This window comes from Devosia sp. LjRoot3, assembly GCF_964252865.1.
Taxonomy (GTDB): Bacteria; Pseudomonadota; Alphaproteobacteria; order Rhizobiales; family Devosiaceae; genus Devosia.
Genome location: NZ_CAXUPK020000001.1, coordinates 465936 through 491166 on the forward strand (window position 1 = coordinate 465936; position 25231 = coordinate 491166).

A 25231-nucleotide genomic window follows, 5' to 3' on the forward strand; every position below is an offset into this window, starting at 1 on the left:
TCTAGGCCGCCACGGTCACTTTGCTGTGCCGCACATCAAGCGGCAGCGAAATGGCGACCGTCGTGCCTATGGATGGGGCGGAGTCGATGACCATCCGCCCTCCGCTTAGCTCCGCAATGGCGCGCGAAATGGAAATGCCGAGGCCCGGACCAACACCCTCGCGGGTGAAAGTGGCATCGCCCAAGGCAAAGGGTTGGCTAAGGCTCGAAAGCCGTTCCTCGCTCATGCCAATGCCGGTATCGGTGACTTCGATGACGACGCCATCGTCCGCGGCAAAGGTCGCGAGGGTCAGTTTGCCACCGGCCGGGGTAAAGCGAATGGCATTCTCGACGATATTGCCGACCATGCGCACAAAGGCCAGGCGATCGCCGCAGAGCATCGCGCCGGTTTCGGAATTGACCGAGAGGGCAAGACCGGCCCGCGCGATCTGACCGCGGAAGCGGCGGCAGGTCGCAGTGATGACTTCGTCGAGCGGGACGGCGTCGGCGCGCAGCACCTTTTGTCCATTTTCGAGTTCGGCGAGATCGAGAATGGCGGCGAAGGAATTGAGCAGGTGCTCGCCCGAGGTTTTGATCGACTGCACATATTCCGCGTAACGCGGATCGCCCATCTTGCCGTAGGTCTCGCATTCCATCAGCTCGGCAAAGCCGATGATGTGGTTGAGCGGGGTGCGGATGTCGTGGCTGAGATGGGCGAGGAAATTGGTCTTGGCGCGGCTGGCGGCCTCGGCCTTGATCTTTTCTTCGTGGTAGCGGCGCGCCAAGAGGCGCTGTTCTTCGCGAATGGTCGAGAGCAAAACGTCGGTGCGTCGGCGTTCGGTCTCGTCCGAAAGGATGGTCATGAAGCCGCCATCGGGCAGGGGGCGTTCGTCGATCAACAGGCAGGAGCCGTCTTGTTGGTGCAGCTCCAGCAGGCGGTTGCCGCTCTCTTCGCGCAGCAGTTTCATATAGCCGCCGGACAGCAGGCGCCCCAGAGCTTCGGGATAGGTGATGGCATCGCTATCAAGCTGCAGGCGCTCGCGATAGTCGCCATTACAGACGATCATGCGACCATCGGTGGTCCAGCAAGCAATGCCCATGGGGATCGCCGAGGTGAGGGAGCGATAGGTGTGGCGCTCCATCGGGTCGGGCATGGCCTCGTCGCGACGACGGCGCACCGTCAAGGCGGTAACAAGGCCGGCAAGTGCCAGGGCCGCTGCACCGCGGCCGGCAAGGCCGCCAACGGCCCCCGATTGCTCCGCCTGCACGCTGAGTAGGCCATGCGACCCGGCCGGCACGGCGTGAGAGAAGAAATCGCCGAAATCGGCCTCTGCCTCGACAAAGCGCGCACGGGTAATGCCTGGAAAATCGCTCGGTGTGCTCGCAAGGGTTGTTTCGGCGACGGTCGTGGGCTCATTGGCAACGCGGGCGGCGACGGCAACCCCGATGAGCGAGAGTTCGCGCTTGATCTCGCCCAGCGTGGTGACGACGTCGTAGACGATGAAAAGGGTCGCTGCGGCAAAGGCGGTGGCGGCGACTGCCAGCGTCATCGGCGTCAGGACACGGTGTCTGAACCCGCGGGGTGCAGCCGTGCCCTGGCGGCGGAGGCGCCGAAAATTATGCCCATTGCCCATGCCGAATCCATCAGCATCGGCGCCGGATACCTCCGACGACCGCATGAAATTCTCCATAAATTTAAAGGGTTAGCCCCGAAGCGATTTGCTCGTTAACAAGTAATGAATCACCCGTAGGGGACTTGTCCATAGGGGTGTTTGCGTCCCGACGGGCGCGGCGCCAAAACGTGAGTCTCTTGAATCACTTAGGCGAAAAGAAAAATCCTTCCACAGCCCTTTGAGAATAACGCTGCGGTGAGGTCGGATACCAGAAACAGCGATGCCTCCCCCTTTTGAGGTGGGGAGGCATCGCATTTTTGCTCGATATCAGGCGTTTAGCCCGCGAGGATTCGGTCGACAATGTCGCCGGTATTGCGGCTCAGCGTGTGATGGTTCTTAAGCGCTTCGAGAGCGGTGCGGCCGGCCTCCCGACGGCCGCTTTCCAGTAGCGGCAGGATGCGGAAGCCGGTGAGGATGCGGGCGGCCACCTGTGGGTTGACCTTGTCGATCTCCGCCGCAGCTTCCGTGATGAAGCGGAAACCCAGGCCATCGGCCCGCGCGAATTGCGCCGGATTGCTCATCACGAAACTGCCGAGCAGGGCGCGCAGACGGTTCGGATTGGTGCGCGGGAAATCCGGAGCCGCCAGAATGGCCCGCAGGCGCTCGATCGCTGCATCGTCCGGCGCCTGCGAGGAGGCAACCAGCCATTTGTCGAACACCAGCGGATCGCCGGAGAAACGCGTGCGGAAATCGCCGAGAAGGGCCGGAGCCGCATTGGTCCAGTTGTGGGCCGAAATGGCGAGGGCCGCATAGCGGTCGGTCATGTTGCTGGCCGCATGATACTGGACTTCAGCGAGAGCCGCGCCGCGGTCCGACCCGGCCGTCAGCAGCGACAAGAGGCCATTTCGCAGCGAGCGGCGGCCGGCCTGGGCGGCATCGGGGCTATAGGGCTCAATGACCTGCAATTCGGCGTGAAGCGCTTCGAGGCGCTCGGCCACGGGCCCGACGATAGCGCGGATCAACGCCCGGCGCGCCTCGGCAACGGCGTTCGGATCGACATCCCTGCCGATCTGGCGGGCAATGACCGTTTCGTCGGGCATGGCGATGACCTGCGCCTTGAACGCATGGTCGAGAGAGGGATCGCTGAGCGTGTCGATAATGGCCTGGCGCAGCGCGTCGACATCGCCAGACGCCGGCGCCTTGCCGGTAGCGGCGGCCGCCAGCAATTGCGTCGCGACCGTCTGCAGTGCATCCCAGCGATTGAATGGATCGCTATCGTGCCGGGCAAGGAACAGCAGGTCCTGCTGGGTCAGATTGGTCGAGAGTTTTATCGGCGCCGAGAAGCCGCGCAGCAGCGACGGCACCGGGCGATTGGCAACCCCGGTAAAGGTCAGCGTGACGCTATCGCCATCGAGCACGATGAGGTCGTCCTTGACCGTGCCGCCGGTCACCCCAGTCCAGCCCATCGGGCTGCCATTGGGGCCAATCAGGCCGAATTTCACCGGGATGACGAAGGGCGGCTTGTCCGGCTGGTTCGGCGTCGGCGCGGTCTTTTGCGAGAGCGTCAGCGTATAGGTCTGGCTTGCCGCATCATAGCTGTCGCTGGCCGTTACCGCCGGCGTACCGGCATTGAGATACCAGCGTGAGAACTGGCTCAGATCGGTGCCGGTAGCGTCCTCGAAGACCTTCAGGAAAGCCTCGATGGTCGTCGCCTCGCCATCGTGGCGCTCGAAATAGAGGTCCATTCCCTTGCGGAAGCCGGCTTCGCCCAGGAGCGTTGCCAGCATGCGCACGACTTCCGAGCCCTTCTGATAGACCGTCGTCGTGTAAAAATTGTTGATCTCGCGATAGCGATCTGGCCGCGGCGGATGTGCCAAAGGGCCGCCATCCTCGGGGAACTGCGTGATGCGCAAGTTCTCGACGTCATGGATGCGCTGCACCGGGCGGCTGCGCTCATCCGAGGAGAATTCCTGGTCTCGATAGACCGTCAGGCCTTCCTTGAGGCAAAGCTGGAACCAGTCGCGGCAGGTGATGCGATTGCCGGTCCAATTGTGGAAATATTCGTGCGCAATGACGCGTTCGATATTGGCATAGTTGGCATCGCTCGCCGTCTCGGGCAGGGCGAAGACCAGCTTGTCGTTAAAAATGTTGAGGCCCTTGTTCTCCATCGCGCCGAAGTTGAAATCGCTAACGGCAACTATGTTGAACACATCGAGATCATATTCGAGGCCAAAGCGCTTTTCGTCCCAGGCCATGGAGCGCTTGAGGCTGTCCATGGCGTAGAAGCATTCGGCCTCCTTGCCGTGGGTGCAATAGATGGCAAGGTCGACCTTGCGACCACTGCCCGTCGTAAAGGTGTCGGTGATCGAGCCGAGATCGCCGGCAACGAGGGCAAAGAGATAAGCGGGCTTGGGGAACGGATCTTCCCAAAGCGCAAAATGCGTGCCGTCGCCCGCGTCGCCCTTGTCGATGAGATTGCCGTTGGAGAGCAGGACCGGCGCGATATCGCGCGGCGCCGTGATCCGCACCTTGAAGGGTGCCAGAATATCGGGGCGGTCGAGATAATAGGTGATGCGTCTGAATCCCTCGGGCTCGCACTGCGTGCACCAGGTGCCGCTCGAGCGATAAAGCCCCATCAGCTTAGTATTGGTCTCGGGGGTCAGATTGACTTCGGTTTCGAGCACGAAGCGACGGAAGGGTGGCTCCACGACGGTCAGCCCATTGTCATCAGTCGCATAGCCCGACAGCATCAGCGGCAGTCCATCGATGGCGATTGATTGCAGCGTCAAACCGTCACCGTCGAGCACGAGCGATGTGCCGGGCGCCGTTTCCGGCCGCGGCTCGATCGTCATCTGCGTCCGGACCCGCGTTCCCGCCTCGGTGATCTTGAAATCCATGTCTACGGCAACGATCCGATACGGCGTCGGCGCGTAGTCCTTGAGGAAGATCGTGTGCTCGGTTTCGGTGCGCATGAAATGGTCCAGTGCAACGTTATTTTCTGACGCTCGAATGTGGCCAAGTGGCAACAGCCGACTCTAGCCTTTTGTGTATGCTACGCCGCTCTTGGCTGCATAGCCCAATTCTTTGATGCTTCCGGGCATTAGGGAGGAGGCCTGGGCTAAACGCCACGCGGCTCCTCTGCGTTCAACGGAACGTATCGAGCGCGGTCTTTGAAATTTCCCTGGATGGATCGCCCATCGCCAGAACCTGCTGACGGCCAATGTCATAGCCGTCACTTAGCGTTCGGCCATGGTGTCCATTCCGGACGATATACATGGTGACGCAAGTGCTGAAATGGTTCGAAAAACAGCTGGACGCTTATCCCCTGGGAGAGCCGACCGAGCCGCCGAAGGGTCTTCTGGCCTTCTGCCTGCACTATAGCCACGGCGCCAAGAAATGGCTGGCCGTCATGGCTTTTGCTGCGGCCGCGGTCGCCATGGGCGAAATCCTCGTCTTCAGCTTCATCGGCGATGTGGTGAACTGGCTCGCCGCCGCCGATCCCAAGACGTTCCTGCAGACGGACGGCTGGAAGCTGGCGCTCATGGGCGCGATGATCGTCTTCATCGTTCCCGGTTTTGCGCTGCTCTCGACCCTGACCATGCATCAGACGCTGCTCGGGAATTTCCCGCAGCGTATCCGCTGGATGGCGCATCGCTACCTGATCCGCCAGTCGATGAGCTACTTCCAGGACGAGTTTGCTGGCCGCATCGGCGCCAAGCTGATGCAGACCTCGCTCGCCGTGCGCGAAGTGGTCATGAAGCTGCTCGACATGCTGGTCTATGTCGTCGTCTATTTCACCGGCGCAGTCATCCTGGCGGCATCGGCGGATTGGCGCCTGGCCATTCCCTTCCTCGTCTGGCTCGCCGCCTATATAGCGCTGATGGTCTATTTCATCCCGCGCATGGGCAAGATTTCGCAGGCTCAGGCCGACGCGCGCTCGATGATGACGGGCCGTATCGTCGACAGCTACACCAATATCGCGACCGTAAAACTCTTCAGCCATTCCAACCGCGAAGAGTCCTATGCCCGCGAGGCCATGGATGAGTTTCTGGGTACCGTCTATCGCCAGATGCGGCTCTTCACCTGGCTCAACATGCTGGTCCTCTGGTCCAATGCCCTGCTGCTCTTTGCGGTCGGCGCTACCGGCATCTGGCTCTGGATGCAGGGCGTCATGAGCCCCGGCGCGCTCGCCGTTTCGCTTGGCCTTGTCATGCGCTTCCAGGGCATGAGCCAGTGGGTGATGTGGGAAATGTCGTCGCTGTTCGAAAACATCGGCACGGTCAAGGATGGCATCAATTCCATCTCGCTGCCGCGCGTCGTGTCGGACCAGCCCAATGCCAAGCCGATCGGCCGGGTCGAGGGCGACATCAAGTTCGACAATGTCTCATTCCACTATGGAAAATCGTCTGGTGTCATCGAGGGGCTCAACCTCAATATCCGCCCAGGCGAAAAGATCGGCCTTGTCGGCCGTTCCGGCGCGGGCAAGTCGACCATCGTCAACCTGCTGCTGCGTTTCTACGACCGGCAGGGCGGGCGCATTCTGGTGGATGGCAATGATATCGCGACGATCCAGCAGGATAGCCTGCGCGCCAATATCGGCGTCGTTACTCAAGACACGTCCTTGTTGCATCGCTCCGTGCGCGACAACATCGTCTACGGCCGCCCTGACGCGACCGAAGAGGAGATGATCGAAGCGGCGAAGCTCGCCGAGGCCCACGACTTCATCGCCGACCTTTCGGACTACAAGGGCCGTAGGGGTTACGATGCCCATGTGGGCGAACGCGGTGTGAAACTCTCCGGCGGTCAACGCCAGCGCATCGCTATCGCACGCGTGCTCTTGAAAAATGCCCCGATTCTGGTGCTCGATGAGGCAACATCCGCGCTGGACTCGGAAGTGGAAGCCGCCATCCAGAGTCAGTTCGAGCTCTTGATGCGCGGCAAGACCGTGATCGCCATCGCCCACCGCCTTTCGACCATCGCCATGATGGATCGTCTGGTGGTGCTCGATAAGGGCCAGATCGTCGAGCAGGGCACCCATGCCGAGCTCGTGGATTCGGGCGGTATCTATAGCCAGCTCTGGGCGCGCCAATCGGGCGGGTTCCTGGAGATGGACCAAGTCGAGGACGCGGCGCAGTAGGCGCCGCCGTCCCAAACAGATTTCACACGCCCTCCATGGTGGAGGGCGCCAACCAAAGGAGATCCCAAATGGGAGATTTCATCATGACGCGACACCTGGGCAATCCGAACGCCATCGCCCCGAGCCAATGCAAACCCCTTTCCCGGCACCGAACCTGATACGAACAGCACGTTCTGTCAGGCGCGGCTCAATAAAATGAGCAGAAAATGTTCAACCGCGTCATCGACTTCTTCGACAATCTCTATTCGCCCGTCGCCCTGGCAAAAAATCGCCAGCCGCCTATGGGCCTCACTCCCTTCGTTCGCTACTTCGTCGCCCAGTTCAAAGGCGCCTTCGCGATCCGCATTGGCCTCGTGGCCATTGGTTCGGTCGCCGATGCGCTTATGCCGGTCTTTGTCGGCATGGTGGTGGGCATGCTGGCGACCACAAACCCCGGCGAAATTTTCGACCAGCACACCCAGACCTTCCTCTGGATGGTCTTCGTCGTCGTCATCGTCCGCCCGCTGACCTTCGTGCTCGACACGCTCGTGCGCAACCACGGCATCGTCCCCAACCTCGTCGATATCGTCCGATGGCAAAGCCACTGGCATGTCATCCGGCAAAGCTGGACCTTCTTCCAGAACGACTTTGCCGGCCGCATCGCCAACAAGGTCATCCAGGCCGGTGAAGCCATCGAAATCGGCGTCAACCTCACCATTGACGCGGCCTGGTATGCCCTGGTTTTCGTCGTTGTCGCCATTGTCGTCCTGGCCCAGCTCGATCCGGTTCTTCTGGTGCCGATCGGGGTATGGCTGCTGCTCTATGCGGTGCTGTTTTCCATCACCATGCCGCTCATCGCCCGCTATTCCGAGGAGCTTTCGGAAAGCAAATCGGTGATGACCGGCCGCATCGTCGACAGCTACACCAATATCCAGACGCTCAAGACCTTCGCCTCCGGCGAGCATGAAGACAAATATGTCGCCGACAGTGTCCTCGACCACGCCGTGAGCTTCCGCAAACTCATGCGGGTGTTCACCTACATGTGGTCGATCCTGTTCCTGCTCAATGCGGGCCTCGTGGTCTCGGTCACCTGGCTGGCCCTCGCCGGCTGGAACAATGGTGTGCTCACTGCCGCAGCGGTGGCAACGGCGATCCCCTTCGCCCTGCAGATCATGAACATGAGCGGTTGGATCCTCGAAATTGGCTCCAACATCTTCCGTCAGATCGGCACGACCAGGGACTCGATGGACACCATCGCCCAGCCTCTGACCATGCTCGACGCGCCGGAGGCCAAGCCTCTCGCCGTCACCAAGGGCGAGCTGCATTACGACAATGTCAGCTTCAACTATTGGCGCGGCAAGGAAGGGTCGGTCATCGACGAGTTCAGCCTGACGGTGAAGCCGGGCGAAAAGATCGGCCTTGTCGGCCGCTCCGGCTCGGGCAAGTCGACGCTGGTGAACCTTGCCCTGCGCATGTTCGATGTGCAGGACGGTTCGATCAAGATCGACGGCAGCGATGTCCGCTCGGTGACCCAGGAAAGCCTCCGCGCCGCCATCGGCCTTGTCAGTCAGGATACGTCCCTGCTGCATCGCTCCGTCCGCGAAAACCTCAAATATGGCCGCCAGAACGCGACCGACGAGGAAATGATGCGGGCGGCCGAACAGGCCAATGTCCACGATGTCATCATGGGTCTGTCCGACCCCCAGGGCCGCAAGGCCTATGATGCCCATGTGGGCGAACGCGGCGTAAAGCTCTCCGGCGGCCAGCGCCAGCGCGTCGCCATCGCCCGCGTTCTCCTCAAGAACGCGCCGATCCTCGTGCTCGACGAAGCCACCTCCGCCCTCGATTCCGAGGTTGAAGCGGCGATCCAGGAGCAGCTCACCCAGCTCATGCAGGGCAAGACGGTGATCGCCATCGCGCATCGCCTGTCGACCATTGCGGCCATGGACCGGCTCGTGGTGCTCGAAAAGGGCAAGATCGTGGAGGAGGGCTCCCACGCCCAACTCCTCGCCTCGGGCGGCCACTACGCCATGCTCTGGGAACGCCAGTCCGGCGGTTTCCTGGACCTCGAAGCAGCACAATAAGAAGAGGCCCGGTCAATCGACCGGGCCTTTTTTGCCTACGATACCCCCGCCATCGTCATTGCCGGGCCTGTCCCGGCAATCCATCGCGCCTCCGCATGGGCCACCGGGACAAGCCCGGTGGTGACGACGAACATGACGCTACCGCACAATTGGAAAGAGGTTTTTCAGCCTGGGTTCCCGCATCCACAGCGCCACCCATGCCAAGGTGCCCAGGTAGATGCTGAACAGCGTATGGCTGAAGAGCGGATTGTCCACCCGCAGGTTTGCCGCCAGCGCAGCGCCAAGCAGTGCCGTCATCAGCACCGCACCGAGCAGTGCCGTGCGCGGGATGATGTAGAGCACGGCGCAGACCACCTCGATAATGCCGATCAGCAGCAGGTATTTTGCCGGCCAGCCCACCACTTCCAGTGGCTCAAGCGCCAGCGGTGAATTGATGAGTTTGGGTGCCGCCGAAGCCCCCAGAAGAAAGAGCGTCACCAGCGCGCTCAATACCCAACCAGTCCTGATCATTCTTTGCCTCCTGCGGTTCCGTCATCGTCCGCTCGTTTCCGCGACGAAGCGACAGGGCGGATTTCGACAGGCGCTGACAGAGATTTATCCAGATCAGCTCGCCGCGCCAAAGCGCTGGTTGTGCTCCGGGCGCCAACCCGCTTCGCTCTTTTCGGCATGAGCGAGAGCCTGCTCCGGCAGCATCGGTCGCCCGAAAAGGTAGCCCTGCATCACCGTGCCACCGAGGCCGGCAAGGGCCTCGAGTTGTGCCTCGGTCTCGATCCCTTCGAAAACGCAGGACATGCCCAGGTTCCGGCAGAGATCGACCATGGTCTTGACGATGGCGCGGCTGGTCGGATCGCTTGTCACTTCGGCGACGAAACTGCGATCGATCTTGATGCGATGCAGCGGCAGGCGCTGCACATGGGTGAGGCTGGAATGCCCCGTGCCGAAATCGTCGAGGGCAATGCGCGCGCCAAGGCTGAGAAGGCGCGAAAGCGCCTCCTTGGCCTGGTCGAGATCGCGCATGATGGCCGTCTCGGTGATCTCGAAATCGACGCGGCTCGGGCGCGGCGCGGCCTCCACCTGCGCGATGACGGCATCAATGGCCGCCGGCGAGCCAATGTCATTGGCCGAAAGATTGACCGAGAGACGCATGCGTCGTGGCAACTGCTCGCTGATCGCCAGCGCCTTGCGCAGCACGATCTGGGTGATTTTTCCGATCTGGCCCATGCGCTCGGCCATGGGAATGAACTCGGCCGGCGACACTTCGCCCAGGATCGGGCTGCGCCAGCGCGCCAGCACTTCAAAGCCCGTCGTCTCGCCAATGGCAATGTCGAATTGCGGCTGCAGCAGGACATAGATTTCTTCGTCGAGATCGGCCGTGTGCAGCAGATGCTCCATGCGCCGGATCTGCCTGAGGTCATGTGCATCGATGGCCGAAAACACCATGGTGCCGCCCCGCGCGTCGCGCTTGGCAAGCCATCCGGCATAGTCGGCGTGGTCGAACAGCGTTTCCGGCGTGTCCTCCGGCCCCGATGCGGCAAAGCCGATGGAGGCGGTGACATGAGCAGTACCCAGCGGCAGTTTGACCGGCCGTGCAATGGCCTCGCAAAGGCGCTGGCCGAGCCGCTCCAGATTGGCCCCCGACGAATTCTCGGTCAGGATCACAGCAAAATTGTCGCTGTCGAGGCGTGCGAGAAAGGACGAGAACGGCCGGGTGATGTCGATCCGCTGCGCCACCTCGATCAGAACCCGGTCACCCATGATTTGACCGAAAACCTCGTTCACCGCCTTGAAGCGATCGAGATTGAGCCGCGCCACTGCGATGGTTTTTCCGTTTGCCTTGGCGTCCTCCAGGGCTCTTGCCAGCTCCTTCTGAAAGGACCGGCGATTGGGCACCCCGGTCAGGCTGTCGAGCCAGGCAAGGCGGTGGTTTTCATCGAGCAATTGCTGCGTCTGCTCCTGCCGACGCGCCATTTCCTGGCGGGACGCAACCAGCCCGGTAAAGCCGCGATAATTGTCGATCAGGATTGTCGCAAGGATTGCTGTCACCAGAACCATGTTCAGGGCAATGGCGATGAATACGGGTTGCCCGGTCAGGGCGAAGAAGGCGGTAAAGGGGATGAGAACGCAGGCGGTTATCGCCACGGCCGCCAGGCGGACATTGAGCAGGCAGAACATGCAGCCAATGGTGGTGATGGCCATGAAAAAGGCGATGTGCGCCTGCTGCAGTGGGCCGCCATAGGGGTAAAGACTGAGCGCCCAGCACGAGATGCCCACGGCAATGAGCGGGCCGAGGACCACCATGGCCCTGATATCGCGGCGCGCTTGGTCCGGTGTGATTGTCGCGCTATCGCTGCGCACCCAACGCAGGATGCGCGAGCCGCAGAGCACGGTGAGCACTGCGGGGATGAGCATCGTCAGAAACCTGGGGGCGCCGGAGAAATGCGTTGCGGCCAGGATGATCATATTGGCCAGCAGCATGGCGTACATCAGCGGCACTTGGCGCTTAAGTGCGTGCCATTGGGCCAGCGACAGTTCTGCCGACCCCGGAGACTCAAAAATGACGCGGCCCAGGCGCCGGAATACTGACATGGCACTGCCCTTTGTATGACAAGCCTAGGCTTGGATTTCCTAACAGATCAGTAAATCTACGGCGGTGGTCTCCTCGGGCAGCAAATTTCGCATTCGCAACGATGCAACAGGCAGCAAAAAACCCTTTTCTGCCCATTGGAAGGCGCCGCGCTTCCCGCTACAAACGCCTCCGAAATCGATTTCGGTAGTTGATTTGCGACTGCCAGAGGTGCCGGCCGCGGCTGGCAGGAGGACGACTTGACGATATCCAGCTTCAACACCGCACTTGATCTCAGCGGCGCCTATGGCCTGACCGCGCCGGCGCGCAACATCACGACGGCAATCACTCTGCCGGGCGACGTGCACGGCGCGCTCCTCGCTGCCGATCTCATCCCCGATCCCTATTTCGGCGAGAACGAAAAGGTCGTGATGTGGGTGGGCGAGACGGAATGGCATGTCGAGCGCCGCTTCGACGCCTCGGCGGCCGATATCGACGGCTACTTGACGCTGACCCTCTCCGAAGTCGATTGCATCGCCACCATCCTGCTCAACGGCGAAGTCGTCGCCCGCACCGACAATAGCTTTGTCCGCAACGACATCGACGTCACCGGCAAGGTGCATCTGGGCGAAAATATCCTGCGCATCGAGTTCGGCGTTGCCCCCGATGTCGCCAAGGCGCGCTCGGACGCGCACCCCTTCCCGATCCCCTTCACCTACAATTACCAGACCAATGGGTTGAAGGGCATCCACATGAACTTCATCCGCAAGGCAGCCTGCCATGCGGGTTGGGACTGGGGCATCTGCACCATGCCCGTCGGCGTCTACGGCACGATGAGCCTGCGCAAATCGCGCCTCGCCCGCCAGGACAGTGTCGAGGTCGAACAGACCCACGGCGCCAATTCTGTCGAACTCTCAGTAAGAACCCGCGTCTTCGCCTTCGCCCATGGCGAAGTCGAACTCGAACACAAGATCGACGGCCAGACCATCACCGACAAGGTCGCGGTCCAGAAGGGCGAAAACGTCTTCACCCACAATGTGACGATTTCCAATCCAAAAATCTGGTGGCCGGCGGGGCAGGGCGCCCAGCCGCTTTATGAGCTGACGACGAACCTCGAAGGCGAAGTCACCACCCGCAAGATTGGTCTCCGAAAGCTCGAATGGATCATCGAGAAGGACGAGATCGACCACTCGTTCAAGTGCCGCATCAATGGCCGCGATATCACCATGATGGGCGCCAACTGGATCCCGGCCGACGCCATTCCCTCGCGCGTCACGCCCACGGTCATCCGCGATCTCCTCGAAAGCGCCAAGGCCGCGAACATGAACATGCTCCGCATCTGGGGCGGCGGTCAGTATGAGCCGGACTATTTCTACGAGCTCTGCGACGAACTCGGCATCCTGCTCTGGCACGATTTCATGTTCTCCTGCATGAGCTACCCGTCCGACCGCGAATTCCTCGCCTCGGTCGAAACCGAAATCACCCAGCAAGTGCGCCGCCTTAGCCACCACGCCTCCATTGCCCTCTGGTGCGGCGACAACGAAGTCATCGGCTCGCTCAACTGGTACCCGGAAACCCGCGCCGAAAAAGAGCGCTACATCGCCAATTACGACCGGCTCAATTCCATGCTGCACCGGATCGTCGAAGACGAAGACCCGGCCCGCCGCTTCTGGCCGTCCTCGCCCTCGCTCGGCTACATGGACTTTTCCGACGGCTGGCATTCCGATACCCGCGGCGACCTCCACTATTGGGACGTCTGGCACTCGGCCAAGAGCTTTGACGCCTATCGTACCGTCAATCCGCGCTTTGCCTCCGAGTTCGGTTTCCAGTCCTTCACCTCGATGAATGTCATCGAGACCTTCTCGGAAGAAAGGGACCGTAATCCGTCCTCGCCGGTCATGGAAAACCACCAGCGCAACAATGGCGGTAATGCCCGCATCATCGAAACGATGACGCGCTATTTCCGCTTCCCGCGCGATTTCGACCAGATGGTGTTCCTCTCCCAGATTCAGCAGGGCCTCGCCATCAAGACCGCCATCGAATACTGGCGCTCCACCAAGCCGCGCTGCATGGGCACGCTCTATTGGCAGATCAACGACATCTGGCCGGTGGCGAGCTGGTCGAGCCTCGACTATGGCGGGCAGTGGAAGCTGATGCACCACATGGCAAAGCGCTTCTTCCGCCTCGTCAACGTGGTGGCTGTGCCCAATGCCGATGGCTCCGAGATCACGCTCAAGGGCATCAACGACACCGGCCGCCCGGTCTCGATCGCTCTCGAAGTCATCGCGGCGAAAGTCACCGGCGAAAGCCGCATTGTCTTCTCGGGCAACAGCGCCATCAGCGCCGACGCAGCCATTGGCGTCACGACCATTTCCGCCGCGAACCTCGCCACCGACGAATTCCTCTACTTCACCTGGAAGGATGCGACCGGCACGATCCTCGGCGAAAACGACTATTTCCCGAAGCCCTACAAGGCCTACGAGCTGGTGCAGCCATCCATCTCTGCCGCGTGGTCGGATCGGGATGGTCAGGCCGTGCTGACGCTCTCAAGCGACAAGCCCGCCTTCTTCGCCACCGCGACAGTCGATATCCCAGGCTATTTCTCGGACAATGCCATCACGCTCCTGCCGGGCCAGAAGGTCGATCTCACCTTCATTCCGCGCCACGGCGCCAGGGTGACGTCCTCTGATCTCGCCGCCTCGCTGACGCTGCGCAATCTCGCGGAGACGTTCTGAGCGACGCCTCTTCCATACTAGAGCATTGACTTGGCGGTCCCCATCGCGCATCGGTGCGGGACCGCCTTTTTCTTCCTGCCCGGACCAGCCATGTCTCGCCCCCGTATTCTCGGCACGTTCTTGTTCCCTGCCGGATATGGACTCGTCTGATGGCATCCACGGTTTCGCCCATCGAGAGCCGCGCGAACCTGGGCATTGGCCTGGTGCTGATGTCCCAGCTCGTTCTTCTCGTGCTTGATATTTCGGCCAAATGGCTGTCGGTCGAAGGCATGGCGACAACGCAGATCGTCTTCATGCGTTACGGCATGCACCTGGCGCTCCTGCTGCTGCTCTTCCTGCCGGTCAGCGGCTTCAACGTGATGAAGAGCAACAATTGGAAGCTCGAAATCCTGCGCGGCGTCTGCTTGCTGGCGACCACCGGCCTCAATTTCCTCGCCATGCGTTATCTGCCGCTCACGGTCACCAGCGCCATCCAGTTCACCTCGCCGCTGCTGATCTGCGCCATGTCCGGCCCGCTTCTGGGTGACACAGTCGGCTGGCGCCGCTGGCTTGCCATCGGCGTTGGTTTCATCGGCATTCTGATCATCGTGCGCCCCGGCTCAGAGGCCTTTCAGCCGGCCGCCCTATTGAGCCTCGGCTGCGCCTTCTTCCTGGCGCTCTTTTCTATCCTCACGCGCAAGCTCGCGGGCGTCGACAGCGCTTCAACCCAGCAGTTCTTTGCCGGCGCAACGCCCGTCATTCTCCTGGCGCCGGTCGCCTTTACGGATTGGGCATGGCCGACCCAGCCGATCTCCTGGGTCGCCTTCTTCATCATGGGCGCAGCGGGCCTTGGTGGGCACTTCCTCAATTCGGTGGCCCATCGCTTCGCCGCGCCGGCCATCCTTGCCCCGTTCAGCTATCTCAGCCTGCTCTACCTCTCGATCGCCAGCTGGCTGATTTTCAACCAGCCACCCGACCAGTGGTTCATCCTGGGCGCCGCCATCATCATCTTGAGCGGCCTCTATATCTGGCTGCGCGAACGCCAGCTTTCCAAGGCTGAGGTTACCCCGGTCAACGAGCCAGCCTAGCTGTCCACATCTGCCAGCGTCTCCGCAACAGGTGCAGTCGAATGCGTGATCAGCCGGGCGCTGCGCTGGCCGGTGAGATAAATCCACAGCCAGCTCATGGCCACGAAGATGCGGTTCTTCACGTCCACCAGGAAGTAGATGTGGGCAATGCCCCACACCCACCAGGCAAACCAGCCCTTGAGCGTCAGCCAGCCGAAATCGATCACCGCCGCCTGCTTGCCGATGGTCGCCAGATCGCCGTCATGACGATAGACAAAGGGTTGTTGGGCCTTGTCGCCGGCCACGCGCCTCAACACAGCGCGGGCAGCATGCGCGCCCGCCTGCTTTGCCGCAGGAGCGACGCCTGGCACCGGTTTTCCATCCGGCCGCGCAATGCTGGCCGTGTCGCCGACCACAAAGATTTCGGGGTGCCCGGGCACGGAAAGGTCTGGCTCGACTTTCACCCGCCCGGATCGATCCGCTTCCACCCCCAGCCATTTCGCGGCCGGCGAAGCGGCCACCCCTGCCGCCCAGATCACCGTCTTGGTCGCGAGGCGCTTCTCACCAAACGAAACGCCGTCTTCATCGATCGCCTTGACCATCTGGCCGAGTTCAACCTCGACACCGAGATCTTCGAGCGACTTCAGCGCATAGGCCGATAGCTCCGGCTTGAAGTTGAGGAGGACGCGATCCGCGCCTTCGATCAGCACCACGCGCAGGTCTTCCGGTGCGATGGTCTGGAACTGCCCGGCCAGGCTTGCCCGTCCGAGCTCACTGATCGCGCCGGCCATTTCGACGCCCGTCGGCCCGGCCCCGATAATGGCGAAGGTCAACAGCGCCCGGCGCTTGCGCGGATCAAACTCCCGCTCCGCTGCCTCAAAAGCCAGCAGCAGTTTTCGGCGGATCGCGGTGGCGTCCTCGAGCGTCTTGAGCCCGGGCGCAAACTCTTCCCATTGGTCATTGCCGAAATAGGCGTGCTGCGCACCCGTCGCGATGATCAGGCTATCATAGCGCTCCGGCGCGCCATCCTCGATCAGCACCTGCCGGTTCGCCACATCGATCCCGGTCACCGTTGCCATGATCACCCGCGTATTGCGTTGCCTCCGCAGGATATGGCGGATCGGCCAGGCGATTTCCGATGGGCTCAGCGACGCGGTCGCGACCTGATAGAGCAGGGGCTGGAAGAGATGGTGGTTGCGCCGGTCGATCAGCAACACCTCGACATCGGCGCGCGCCAGCGCTTGCGCCGCCGCTATACCGCCAAAGCCGCCGCCAATGATTACGATGCGGTGCTTCGGCTCTGCCATGTCGGCCTCCATGTCTGTGATCCAGACATGGGGTACCGATGGCCCGCCGTCAATGCATCTCGGCCCAAGGCCTAGGCCTTGGCGCGTTCCCGCCAGCGCCGCGCATAGTCCGCAAATCCGGGATGAACCAGGGGCGAAATGGGGCTGTCATGCTGCTCGTGGGCCGGCTTGCCACCGAACAGCAGGCTAGCCCCAAGGCTCGTGCCCGTGCCGTCGCCCGAAGCATGCACCGGCCGCTCAGCCAGTGTCGCCAGCGCCGCGCCGAACACGGCATTGCGCGCCAGCGGCCCTTCGATGGTGATGCTCTTGCCCAGTCCGCACAGATCAAGGCATTCGCGCGCCACTAGCGCCAGATACAGTGAGGCCGCAGCCGTACGCTCGCCGTCCGTCAACCCCTCGGGCGCCACGGTCCAGCGCCCCCGCCCATCTGCAAAGGGACCTACGCCGGGCGCAAAGGTCGGCAGCGCCTGCACGTCGCGCTCGATCACCGCGGCGATATCGACTTCGCTCGGCGCAACCATCTTGCCCACGATGGTGTCGAACTCGCGCCCGCCCATGAAGCGCGCCGTCGGCACGGGCCGGCCAAAAGCATCGACATTGGCAAGGCTGTCCCGCGCCTGGTCGAGTTTTGCTGTATCCCCGCCCACGGTCATCGCAATGGCCCATGTGCCGGTCGAGAGAATAGTGAAGGGCGTTTCGTGGCGACCAAGATGCGGCACCAGCGAGGCATTGGAATCATGGATGCCGCAGGTCACCGGCGTATCCGCCGGCAGTCCCGTATAGTCGGCAAGATTGTTCAGCAGCGGCCCGAGCACCGAAGCTGCTGGCTTGATCGGCGGGAAGAAAGCCCGCCAACCCTGCGCATCGACCATCGAGGAAAAGTCGCCCTTGTCCGGCGACCAGAGATCGGTGTGGCAGCCGAGCGAGGTCACTTCGCTGGCGTGAATGCCGGTCAGGCGCCACGCCCAATATTGCGGATAGGTCAGGATCGCGGTGACCTTGGCGAAGTCTTCCGGAAAAGCCCGCGACTGCCAGAAAATCTGCGCCCCAAGATTGAGCCCATTGGGCAGGCGCGGCGACAACGTCTCGGCAAACCCCGGCCGGGCGCGATCATAGGCTTCGTCCGAGGCCTGTGTGCCATCATATTCATAGTCGAGCACCGGCAGCGCCAGTCGATCGCCTGCCATCAGCGCGGCAGTGGCGCCGTGGGTGGTGATTGAAATACCGTCGATCCCGTGTTCGCGGTGAAGTTCGCCCAGGCTCGAGAGGATAAAGTCCCACAGCCCCTCGACGTCGGCATGCGGATAGGGCGCTTCGCGGCGTACGCTATTGGGCCGGCTGAGCGAGCCGAGCAGCGCTTCGCTTGCCGCATCGATCAGCACGACCTTGGCATTGGTCTTGCCGATATCGATCACGGCGATATGGCGGGGCAGGGACTGAGTCATGGCGCGACGCTTTCTCTAGGGTACCGGCCCCATAGCGGAAAATCCGGCGCCGCGCCATAGCTGACATGTTAGTGCTTCGTGCGGAAAAGTCGGTACCGGTTTCCGCGAAGATCGAAGCGCCAAGGACACTCTATTTGATGATCAGAACCGGAATTTCGGCATGGGCCAGAACTTCCGCCGCCTGCGAGCCGAGCAGCAGCCGGCCGAGCCCACGACGACCATGAGAGCCCATGACGATGAGGTCGGCGCCCGCAGTTTTCGCTTGCCTGATAATGCCTTCAGCCGCCGGCAGATCGGGCACGTGGTGGGTCGCTAGACTGATACCGGCGGCGCTCGCCAGCCTGGTTGCATCCTCCAGCACACCCTTGGCGGACTCTTCCTTGGCCTTGTCGAGTTCGGCCAGGATGCTTGATGTGTCTACCATCATCATTTCCGCGCCCGGCGCGATGATGATGGAAGGATCGGTAACGGTGACGGCGGTCAGCCTGGCGCCGAGCTTACCCGCCAGCGCAATGGCATGGGTAAAGGCCTTGGTGCTAAGGTCCGACCCGTCGATGGCGCAAACGATGTTCGAGTACATGGCGATAATCCCCCGTTGGCTGCGATGACAAGACTATAGAACAACGCTGGTATCAACACATTGATCCAGATCATGCTCGCCATGGTCCAGATCACGCCCGGCATTGCCCGCAAGGTCGGAAGAGGGTATTGGACGCCACTCCGAATATCAGATGAAATAGCGCCGATGACCAAAGTGGGGCGCGGCCAGGAAGTCTCGCTAGAGACCGCCCGCCGCTTTTCCGTTGCACCGATGATTGATTGGACCGACAGGCATTGCAGATATCTGCATCGCCTGCTGACCAAGCGCGGGCTGCTGTTCACGGAAATGATCACCACCGGCGCCATCATCCATGGCGATACCGACCGCCACCTGCGCTTCGATCCCGCAGAGCAGCCCGTCGCCCTGCAATTGGGCGGCTCCGACCCGGCTGACCTCGCCGCCGCCACTCGCCAGGGCGACCTCTACGGCTACGACGAGATCAATCTCAATGTCGGCTGCCCTTCGGACCGCGTGCAGTCTGGCAAATTTGGCGCCTGCCTCATGGCCGAGCCCGACCTCGTGGCCGACTGCGTCCGCGCCATGCGCTCCGCCACCGATAAGCCCGTGACCGTCAAATGCCGCATCGGCATCGACGAGCAGGACATCGAGGAGAGCCTAGATCGCTTCGCTGACAAGATGGCCGAAGCCGGCGTCGCCGCGCTCTATGTCCACGCCCGCAAAGCCTGGCTCCAGGGACTAAGTCCCAAGGAAAACCGCACCATCCCGCCGCTCAACTACCCGCGCGTCTGTCGCCTGCGCCAGCGCCTCGCGCCCCTGCCGACGATGATCAACGGCGGCATCGAAACATTCGAAGAGATCAACGAGCACCTCCAGCACATGGACGGCGTCATGCTCGGCCGCGCCGCCTATCACAATCCGATGATGCTGGCCGAAGTCGATCACCGCCTCTTCGGCGACGCGCCGTCAACGCTTACCCTTGCCGAAATCATGCAGGCCATGGCCGACTACGCCGAAGCCCAATTGCGGACCGGCACGCGCCTCAACAACATCGCCCGCCACATGCTCGGCCTCGCCAACGGCCGCCCCGGCGCCCGCCAGTTCCGCCAGATTTTGAGCGTCGACGCCTGCAAGCCCAAGGCCGGCCCGGAAGTGTTCCTGCACGCGCTCTCGGTGGTCGAGGAACGCGCCGAAGCCGTCGCGAGCTGAAGCTCAGGCCGCAAGCACCTCGATCTGTTCGATCTCGCTCGCCAGCGCCGGCCCATCCTGCGCCAGGTCGTAGGTCATTTGCATCTGCAGCCAGTACTGGGGTGTCGTGTCGAAGAATTTTGCGAGGCGAAGAGCCGTATCCGAAGTGATCGGGTGGGTTTCTTTGATCAGGCGCTCAATGCGCGTACGGGGAACACGCAGCTTCTTGGCAAGAGCGCCCGCCGACATGTTGAGCGGCAGAAGATATTCCTCACGAAGGATTTCACCCGGATGGATCGCTGGCACAATCTGAATTGGCATTTGACGAACTCCGTTTCGGGCCACAATCGGCCTAGTGGTAGTCGGTGATCTCGACGTCGTGGGCGCCGTCATTTTTCCAGACAAAGCAAATACGCCACTGGTCGTTGATCCGGATCGAATGCTGCCCCTTGCGATTGCCCTTGAGCTGTTCAAGTCGATTGCCGGGAGGCGACAGCAAATCCCGCAGTTCGAGAGCGCTGTCGATCATGATGAGCTTGCGCTGGGCCGAGCGAACAAGATCGTTCGGAAAGCCCCGCGGAGCCTTGCCTTTCGCCACGTCCTCCGCAAATCGTCCTTTGACAGATACGATCACGCCCCAACCCCATATTTGGGAGTATGTATCATGTGAAGATACAAATAGCAAGAGTTTGTATCATAGTGTGATACGAGACTGATCCGCTAATCCTGCAGCTCCAGCGAGTTCTGCGTCACGCTGTAGCGCCCCAGCGTCTCCAGAAACGTCATGCCCAAAAGGCTCGTTTCCAGCGCCCCGTCCTCCGCCACGAAGGCCGGAATATTCCGCCGCGAAATGCCGCCGACCTCGATGGTCTTGAGTCGTGTCCGCGCTGCCATGCCGGTGCCGTTAGCCGTCGATACCGGGATTGCATAGCGCAGTTCGGATAGGTCGATGCCCGCTGCCTCCGCGTCCGCGCGCGTCAACACCACGGCGCTGGCTCCGGTGTCGAAAATCATCGGCGTCGTATGGCCATTGACCGTGGCCGCAATCTCGAAATGCCCGCCAAAGCCGCGCCGGAACACCGCCGTGCCACGCTCACTGTCCACCACGGCAACGCCGGGCCGCAATTCGCCGGTGACCCGGCCGACCACGCCCATCAACTCGTCACGATAGGCATAGCCAACCCCGACCACAGCAAAGATGCCAACCCACAGGACCAGCGCGCCAATCAGCTCCGCGGCCTGGCGGCGGCGCGCAAAGGCACCACCGGCAAAGACGATGAGGATGACGACGAGCGGCACCAGTTGCGCTGTCTGCGTCTGGGTGAGACCGATCATGCTCCCGGCATCGGCCGAGATCATCAGGGCGATTCCGGCCGCTACAAGCAGGGCAATGCCGATGAAGATCATGTCTCTGCTTTCCCTCAACCTCTAATCCCCTTCGATTAAGGGACAGACCGTCACGATTTCAAGACTTTGCGCCGACCATATGGCGCAGTCACAGTGCCGCAGCTTCGCCGCGCCGCGCCTCAATTGCAATTGGGGCCATTCTGGGCAACAAGTCCGCACCTCTTGGCCATCTCGGACTCCCAAAATGCCTGCGCTCAATCCTGCCTTCGCCGATATCGTGGAACTGCTGACCGCCGTACCCGATGGCGATGAGGCCGCCGTCGCCGCAGTTCGCCGCCGCGATGCCGAATTGACCAAGCCGGCCGGCTCGCTCGGACGCCTCGAAGAGCTCGTAGAATTTCTCGCCCGCTGGCAGCACCGCCAGACCCCGCGCCTCGAAAATCCAATGGTCACCATTTTTGCCGGCAATCACGGCGTGGCCGATCAGGGCGTTTCGGCCTTCCCGCAGGACGTGACGGCGCAGATGGTCGCCAACTTCACCAATGGCGGCGCCGCCATTTCGCAGATTTGCGGCCTGCATGAAATCAACCTGCGCGTCTTCGAACTCGCGCTCGAATTGCCCACCGGCGACATCACCCAGGAAGCCGCGCTCGACGACCAGATGTGCGCCGCTACCATCGCCTATGGCATGGAAGCGGTGGCCGGAAAGCCCGACATCATCGGGCTCGGCGAAATGGGCATCGGCAATACCACCATCGCCGCCGCCATCTTCGCCGCCCTCTATGGCGGCACCGGCGCTGATTGGGCTGGTCGCGGCACCGGCGTCGACGACGCCGGCTATGCCCGCAAGGTCAACGCCATCGACCAAGCCCTGGCGCTGCACCAGGACGCACTCGGCCATCCGCTCTCGATCCTCGCCCGCCTCGGCGGCCGCGAAGTCGCCGCCATGCTCGGCGCGCTGATCGCCGCGCGCCACCAGAAGGTGCCGGTGGTCATCGACGGCTATGTCGCAACTGCCGCTGCCGCCATCGCCCATGCGGTCAATCCCGAAGCCATCGACCACTGCCTCTTTGCCCATGTCACGTCCGAAGGCGCTCACGCTCGCGTGCTGGAGCATATGGGCAAGGCACCGCTGCTCGATCTCGGCATGCATCTCGGCGAGGGTACGGGCGCGGCGCTTGGCGTCGTCCTGGCCAAGACGGCCCTGCATCTCCACACCAATATGGCGACCTTCGACAGCGCTTCGGTCAGTCGCCGGCTGGATTGACCGGCCGCGCCTTTGGTGCAAAGCCCTCGGGCCCCGGCTCGAGGGCAAGCAGGTCCACCCCCATTTCCTGACGGAAACGCGTCACCGAGGCCAGCGCCAACTTGCCCAGCGCCGTGATATCCTTGCGCACCACGGCGTCGTTGAGCGCGGCATGCTCGACAAGGAAGCGCAGGATATAGCTTTCGGCCATTTCCTGCTTCTGCAGCGCATTCAGCGTGCGGAAATTGGCGTCCGCCGCCATGGACGCCTGCAGCTGCGCCTGGATGGGGCGATTGTCCACCTTGAAATTGTAGCGGGCATTGGCCGTCACCCAGTTCAGCACCCAATAGGCGGTGATGGCATCGGCCACATTGCCCGTCTTGAGCCCGTCCGCGGCCACGAGTTCCTGCCAGATTTCGAGCGCCGGACGCTCGGCAAAAGCCGCCGCAAGGTTGTTTCTGGCCTCGGCGCTGACGCTCCAGCGGACACTGTCGAGAAACTGGCGTTGGATACGCGCCGAAATCACAGCCGAGGCTGGATAGCTCGTGTCGAAAGGGGCGGCAGGTGCAGTATTGTCCTGAGCCAGGGCGAGACCCGGCAACAGGAGCAAAGCAGCGATCAGTCGAAGTATTCGGTTCAAAGCGTGCACCCCAGATCGCCAGCAGGAGAGACGGCGATGAGGGCAAATTTGGGACCTGCTCCCAGCCCGATCAACCAGCCTGCGAATAGATTTCGAGCTTGTTGCGGCGCTCGGTCACCGGAGCCAGCGCATCCATGACGCGGGCACGCGGGAAAGTGGCGATCACTTCCGTGCCGAAACGCAGTTTCGAGAAGAGGTCGAACCGTCCCTGATGCAGGTCCATGATCCGCTGCACGATCGGCAGGCCAAGGCCCGCGCCCTGTTCGGCTGTCTTGTGGGCAAGCGAGCCCTGACCGAATGACGACAGCACGGTCTCGATTTCGTTTTCCGGAATGCCCGGACCATTGTCCTTGACGGAAATGAGCTGGCCGCCATCGGCGCTGCGCGTCACCACCAGCGACACCTTGCCCTGCTGGGGCGTGAACTTGATGGCATTGCTGAGCAGGTTGAGCACGACCTGGCGGATGGCACGCTCATCGCCCCAGATTTTTGGCAGATTGTCGCCATAGCTAAACTGCAGCTCGATGCCCTTGGATTTGGCGCGCAACTGCATCATGCGTTGGCAATCGTCGGCAATATCGACAATCGAGACCGCTTCTTCGTGCAGCTCATACTTGCCCGCTTCGATACGGCTGAGATCGAGCAATTCGTTGATAAGGTTGAGCAGGTGCTGGCCGCTGGCATGAATGTCGCCTGCATATTCCTTGTATTGCGGCACCTGGTGGCCGCCCAGCAATTCGGACTTCAGCACTTCGGAAAAGCCGATAATGGCGTTGAGCGGCGTGCGCAGCTCGTGGCTCATCGTGGCGAGAAACTGGCTCTTGGCGATATTGGCCTGCTCGGCATGCCGGCGGGCCTCGTCCGACATGTGCCGGGCTTCTTCGAGCTCGGCAATCAGGGAGTCCTTTTCCGACTGGTGCGAAAGGGTCTCAAGGTCGGAGGCATAAAGCTGACGCGCCAGAAAAACGAAAAAGATCTCGCCGCAAACGGTCACTGCTGCCAGCGTGTAGTTCAGCGTGCCACCCAGCGCCAGGAGGCTGATCGTGACGGTAATCGTCACCGGCAGTGTGCTCATCAGCGTGGCCGGGGGCAGGGTATGGGTAGCAATGGCATTGGCCGCGATGCTCACCAGCACCATGGCAAACATCACCGGCGCGACGTCATGCGGATTGGCAACGATGGTGGAAAGGGCCAGCAGCGACAGGGCCAGACCATAAAGCGTCTCGGCAGCCACAAAGCTCGTCGTCCAGCGCGAGGCGTTGAACTTGGACGGGTCCTGAGCGATGAACCGGCTTGCCACCAGCACCACGACGAGAAGGCTCGAAATAACGAGGCCGGCCCAGAAGGCCGAGAAGATAACCGGCACCCAGAAGCTCGAAACGATGGCCAGAATGACGACGATAGCCGCCATGGGCAGCGCCGCAGCGCGCCGCGACTCGGCATAGTCGTGCATGAGTTGGAAGTCGAATTCGGCACGCGTGCCGGAGCTGGAGGTCAGCTTCTGGCGTGCTTCGAGCACGGTCTTTTGGGCTGCGCGCTTGCCGTCATGGCCCATGAGGGCGCGGACGTCCGCGTTATTGGCCGGCTGAGACGGCATGAACGGTACTCATTACTAACTCACGCAATGGCAACGGCCATCGCAACGCTCGGTGCCGAAGTTAGGCGAGGCGTGGTTAACACCCCGTGAAACTCGGGCTCCAATCGCGGCGCGAATGATGCGAAACGGGCCAGTGCCTGGTTAATCCTCCCTTACCAATCATAATACGAGTGCCTCACGCAATTTTATTGCGCCCCGCATGCCGATATGGCAGTTTCCGCTGCGTACGTGCCCCAAAAATCGTCAATAAGAAAAAACTGATTTCAAAGAGAGGGCCTGATGGCACTGGACAAGATCGACCGCAAGATACTGACGCTCCTGCAAAAAGACGCAACCATGCCGGTGGCCGAGATCGGCCGCAAGGTTGGGCTGTCCACCACGCCCTGCTGGCGGCGTATCCAGAAGATGGAAGAAGACGGCGTTATCCAGCGGCGCGTGGCCGTTCTCGACCCCAACAAGGTCAATGTTGGCGTGACGGTTTTCGTCTCGGTCAAGACCAACGAGCACAACGAAGCCTGGATGCGCAAGTTCTCCGGCGTCATCGATGAATTCCCCGAAGTCGTGGAATTCTATCGCATGAGCGGCGACGTCGATTATCTGATGCGCGTGGTCGTGCCCGATATCCAGGCCTATGACGCTTTCTACAAGCGCCTGATCAGCAAGATCAACCTGACCGATGTCAGCTCCGCCTTCGCCATGGGCCAGATCAAATATACCACGGCCCTGCCGCTCGACTTTGCCATCGTCGTCGACGACGACAAGTAAAG

The 25231-nt window shown here is 61.8% G+C and carries 19 protein-coding genes; 7 read left to right on the top strand and 12 right to left on the bottom strand.

What is annotated here, in order from left to right; all coding sequences use genetic code 11:
• Position 1: 1 nt before the first annotated feature.
• Together ACSQ2A_RS02340 and pepN are read right to left on the bottom strand one after the other, a co-directional pair.
• On the bottom strand, positions 2 to 1657 hold the full coding sequence (locus ACSQ2A_RS02340; RefSeq protein WP_436070918.1) for a sensor histidine kinase: 1656 nt from the start codon (positions 1655 to 1657) through the stop codon (positions 2 to 4).
• 269 nt (positions 1658 to 1926) lie between these two features.
• Positions 1927 to 4563 carry an aminopeptidase N gene (gene pepN, locus ACSQ2A_RS02345; RefSeq protein ID WP_436070919.1) on the bottom strand — a complete coding sequence of 879 codons (2637 nt, stop codon included), beginning with the start codon at positions 4561 to 4563 and terminating at the stop codon, positions 1927 to 1929.
• A 302-nt stretch (positions 4564 to 4865) separates the two neighbouring features.
• Between pepN and ACSQ2A_RS02350 the strand changes: the two genes are divergently transcribed.
• Positions 4866 to 6728 carry an ABC transporter ATP-binding protein gene (locus ACSQ2A_RS02350; protein WP_436070920.1) on the top strand — a complete coding sequence of 621 codons (1863 nt, stop codon included), beginning with the start codon at positions 4866 to 4868 and terminating at the stop codon, positions 6726 to 6728.
• Positions 6729 to 6934: 206 nt separating this feature from the next.
• Entirely contained in the window at positions 6935 to 8791 is a 1857-nt protein-coding gene (locus ACSQ2A_RS02355) for an ABC transporter ATP-binding protein (protein WP_436070921.1), read from the top strand.
• A 138-nt stretch (positions 8792 to 8929) separates the two neighbouring features.
• On the opposite strand, the gene ACSQ2A_RS02360 is transcribed toward ACSQ2A_RS02355, so the two are convergent.
• Both ACSQ2A_RS02360 and ACSQ2A_RS02365 read right to left on the bottom strand, forming a co-directional pair.
• A complete protein-coding gene (locus tag ACSQ2A_RS02360; RefSeq protein WP_436070922.1) occupies positions 8930 to 9301 on the bottom strand; it encodes a DoxX family protein in 372 nt (123 codons plus the stop codon).
• A 93-nt stretch (positions 9302 to 9394) separates the two neighbouring features.
• A complete protein-coding gene (locus ACSQ2A_RS02365; RefSeq protein WP_436070923.1) occupies positions 9395 to 11377 on the bottom strand; it encodes a putative bifunctional diguanylate cyclase/phosphodiesterase in 1983 nt (660 codons plus the stop codon).
• Positions 11378 to 11614: 237 nt separating this feature from the next.
• On the opposite strand from ACSQ2A_RS02365, the gene ACSQ2A_RS02370 reads away from it, so the two are divergent.
• Together ACSQ2A_RS02370 and ACSQ2A_RS02375 are read left to right on the top strand one after the other, a co-directional pair.
• On the top strand, positions 11615 to 14089 hold the full coding sequence (locus ACSQ2A_RS02370; RefSeq protein ID WP_436070924.1) for a beta-mannosidase: 2475 nt from the start codon (positions 11615 to 11617) through the stop codon (positions 14087 to 14089).
• A gap of 149 nt (positions 14090 to 14238) precedes the next feature.
• Entirely contained in the window at positions 14239 to 15156 is a 918-nt protein-coding gene (locus tag ACSQ2A_RS02375; RefSeq protein ID WP_295410967.1) for a DMT family transporter, read from the top strand.
• Here the strand turns inward: ACSQ2A_RS02375 and ACSQ2A_RS02380 are convergent.
• The 3 genes from ACSQ2A_RS02380 to ACSQ2A_RS02390 all read right to left on the bottom strand — a co-directional run bounded on the left by ACSQ2A_RS02380 (position 15153) and on the right by ACSQ2A_RS02390 (position 18467).
• Positions 15153 to 16442: an NAD(P)/FAD-dependent oxidoreductase gene (locus ACSQ2A_RS02380; RefSeq protein WP_436070925.1), complete on the bottom strand. Its 1290-nt coding sequence runs from the start codon at positions 16440 to 16442 to the stop codon at positions 15153 to 15155. The two genes, ACSQ2A_RS02375 and ACSQ2A_RS02380, sit on opposite strands and share 4 nt — an antisense overlap.
• A gap of 71 nt (positions 16443 to 16513) precedes the next feature.
• Positions 16514 to 17887 carry an FGGY-family carbohydrate kinase gene (locus ACSQ2A_RS02385; protein ID WP_436070926.1) on the bottom strand — a complete coding sequence of 458 codons (1374 nt, stop codon included), beginning with the start codon at positions 17885 to 17887 and terminating at the stop codon, positions 16514 to 16516.
• Positions 17888 to 18017: 130 nt separating this feature from the next.
• Complete coding sequence (locus ACSQ2A_RS02390) at positions 18018 to 18467, bottom strand: universal stress protein (protein ID WP_436070927.1); 450 nt, start codon at positions 18465 to 18467, stop codon at positions 18018 to 18020.
• 165 nt (positions 18468 to 18632) lie between these two features.
• On the opposite strand from ACSQ2A_RS02390, the gene dusA reads away from it, so the two are divergent.
• Positions 18633 to 19655 carry a tRNA dihydrouridine(20/20a) synthase DusA gene (dusA, locus tag ACSQ2A_RS02395; RefSeq protein WP_436071621.1) on the top strand — a complete coding sequence of 341 codons (1023 nt, stop codon included), beginning with the start codon at positions 18633 to 18635 and terminating at the stop codon, positions 19653 to 19655.
• 3 nt (positions 19656 to 19658) lie between these two features.
• Here dusA and ACSQ2A_RS02400 read toward each other — a convergent pair whose 3' ends face one another.
• From ACSQ2A_RS02400 to ACSQ2A_RS02410, 3 genes are all read right to left on the bottom strand, one after another.
• Positions 19659 to 19955 (bottom strand): HigA family addiction module antitoxin, encoded by a 297-nt coding sequence (locus tag ACSQ2A_RS02400; RefSeq protein WP_436070928.1) that lies wholly within the window; start codon positions 19953 to 19955, stop codon positions 19659 to 19661.
• Positions 19956 to 19986: 31 nt separating this feature from the next.
• Entirely contained in the window at positions 19987 to 20268 is a 282-nt protein-coding gene (locus ACSQ2A_RS02405) for a type II toxin-antitoxin system RelE/ParE family toxin (protein ID WP_436070929.1), read from the bottom strand.
• Between the two features lie 86 nt (positions 20269 to 20354).
• Positions 20355 to 21041: a retropepsin-like aspartic protease family protein gene (locus tag ACSQ2A_RS02410; RefSeq protein ID WP_295410981.1), complete on the bottom strand. Its 687-nt coding sequence runs from the start codon at positions 21039 to 21041 to the stop codon at positions 20355 to 20357.
• Between the two features lie 184 nt (positions 21042 to 21225).
• On the opposite strand from ACSQ2A_RS02410, the gene cobT reads away from it, so the two are divergent.
• A complete protein-coding gene (gene cobT, locus ACSQ2A_RS02415; RefSeq protein ID WP_436070930.1) occupies positions 21226 to 22248 on the top strand; it encodes a nicotinate-nucleotide--dimethylbenzimidazole phosphoribosyltransferase in 1023 nt (340 codons plus the stop codon).
• Here the strand turns inward: cobT and ACSQ2A_RS02420 are convergent.
• Complete coding sequence (locus ACSQ2A_RS02420; RefSeq protein ID WP_436070931.1) at positions 22229 to 22867, bottom strand: DUF6683 family protein; 639 nt, start codon at positions 22865 to 22867, stop codon at positions 22229 to 22231. The two genes, cobT and ACSQ2A_RS02420, sit on opposite strands and share 20 nt — an antisense overlap.
• A 70-nt stretch (positions 22868 to 22937) precedes the next feature.
• A complete protein-coding gene (locus ACSQ2A_RS02425; RefSeq protein ID WP_295410989.1) occupies positions 22938 to 24464 on the bottom strand; it encodes a sensor histidine kinase in 1527 nt (508 codons plus the stop codon).
• Between the two features lie 285 nt (positions 24465 to 24749).
• Between ACSQ2A_RS02425 and ACSQ2A_RS02430 the strand changes: the two genes are divergently transcribed.
• Positions 24750 to 25229, top strand: coding sequence for an Lrp/AsnC family transcriptional regulator (locus tag ACSQ2A_RS02430; protein ID WP_035086672.1), 480 nt, complete (start codon positions 24750 to 24752; stop codon positions 25227 to 25229).
• Positions 25230 to 25231: the final 2 nt, after the last annotated feature.

Bases quoted from the DNA above. Each gene is read 5' to 3' on its own strand.
- ACSQ2A_RS02340 (WP_436070918.1), bottom strand. From the start codon at position 1,657: ATGCGGTCGTCGGAGGTATCCGGCGCCGATGCTGATGGATTCGGCATG.
- pepN (WP_436070919.1), bottom strand. From the start codon at position 4,563: ATGCGCACCGAAACCGAGCACACGATCTTCCTCAAGGACTACGCGCCG.
- ACSQ2A_RS02350 (WP_436070920.1), top strand. From the start codon at position 4,866: ATGGTGACGCAAGTGCTGAAATGGTTCGAAAAACAGCTGGACGCTTAT.
- ACSQ2A_RS02355 (WP_436070921.1), top strand. From the start codon at position 6,935: ATGTTCAACCGCGTCATCGACTTCTTCGACAATCTCTATTCGCCCGTC.
- ACSQ2A_RS02360 (WP_436070922.1), bottom strand. From the start codon at position 9,301: ATGATCAGGACTGGTTGGGTATTGAGCGCGCTGGTGACGCTCTTTCTT.
- ACSQ2A_RS02365 (WP_436070923.1), bottom strand. From the start codon at position 11,377: ATGTCAGTATTCCGGCGCCTGGGCCGCGTCATTTTTGAGTCTCCGGGG.
- ACSQ2A_RS02375 (WP_295410967.1), top strand. From the start codon at position 14,239: ATGGCATCCACGGTTTCGCCCATCGAGAGCCGCGCGAACCTGGGCATT.
- ACSQ2A_RS02380 (WP_436070925.1), bottom strand. From the start codon at position 16,442: ATGGCAGAGCCGAAGCACCGCATCGTAATCATTGGCGGCGGCTTTGGC.
- ACSQ2A_RS02385 (WP_436070926.1), bottom strand. From the start codon at position 17,887: ATGACTCAGTCCCTGCCCCGCCATATCGCCGTGATCGATATCGGCAAG.
- ACSQ2A_RS02390 (WP_436070927.1), bottom strand. From the start codon at position 18,467: ATGTACTCGAACATCGTTTGCGCCATCGACGGGTCGGACCTTAGCACC.
- dusA (WP_436071621.1), top strand. From the start codon at position 18,633: ATGACCAAAGTGGGGCGCGGCCAGGAAGTCTCGCTAGAGACCGCCCGC.
- ACSQ2A_RS02400 (WP_436070928.1), bottom strand. From the start codon at position 19,955: ATGCCAATTCAGATTGTGCCAGCGATCCATCCGGGTGAAATCCTTCGT.
- ACSQ2A_RS02410 (WP_295410981.1), bottom strand. From the start codon at position 21,041: ATGATCTTCATCGGCATTGCCCTGCTTGTAGCGGCCGGAATCGCCCTG.
- cobT (WP_436070930.1), top strand. From the start codon at position 21,226: ATGCCTGCGCTCAATCCTGCCTTCGCCGATATCGTGGAACTGCTGACC.
- ACSQ2A_RS02425 (WP_295410989.1), bottom strand. From the start codon at position 24,464: ATGCCGTCTCAGCCGGCCAATAACGCGGACGTCCGCGCCCTCATGGGC.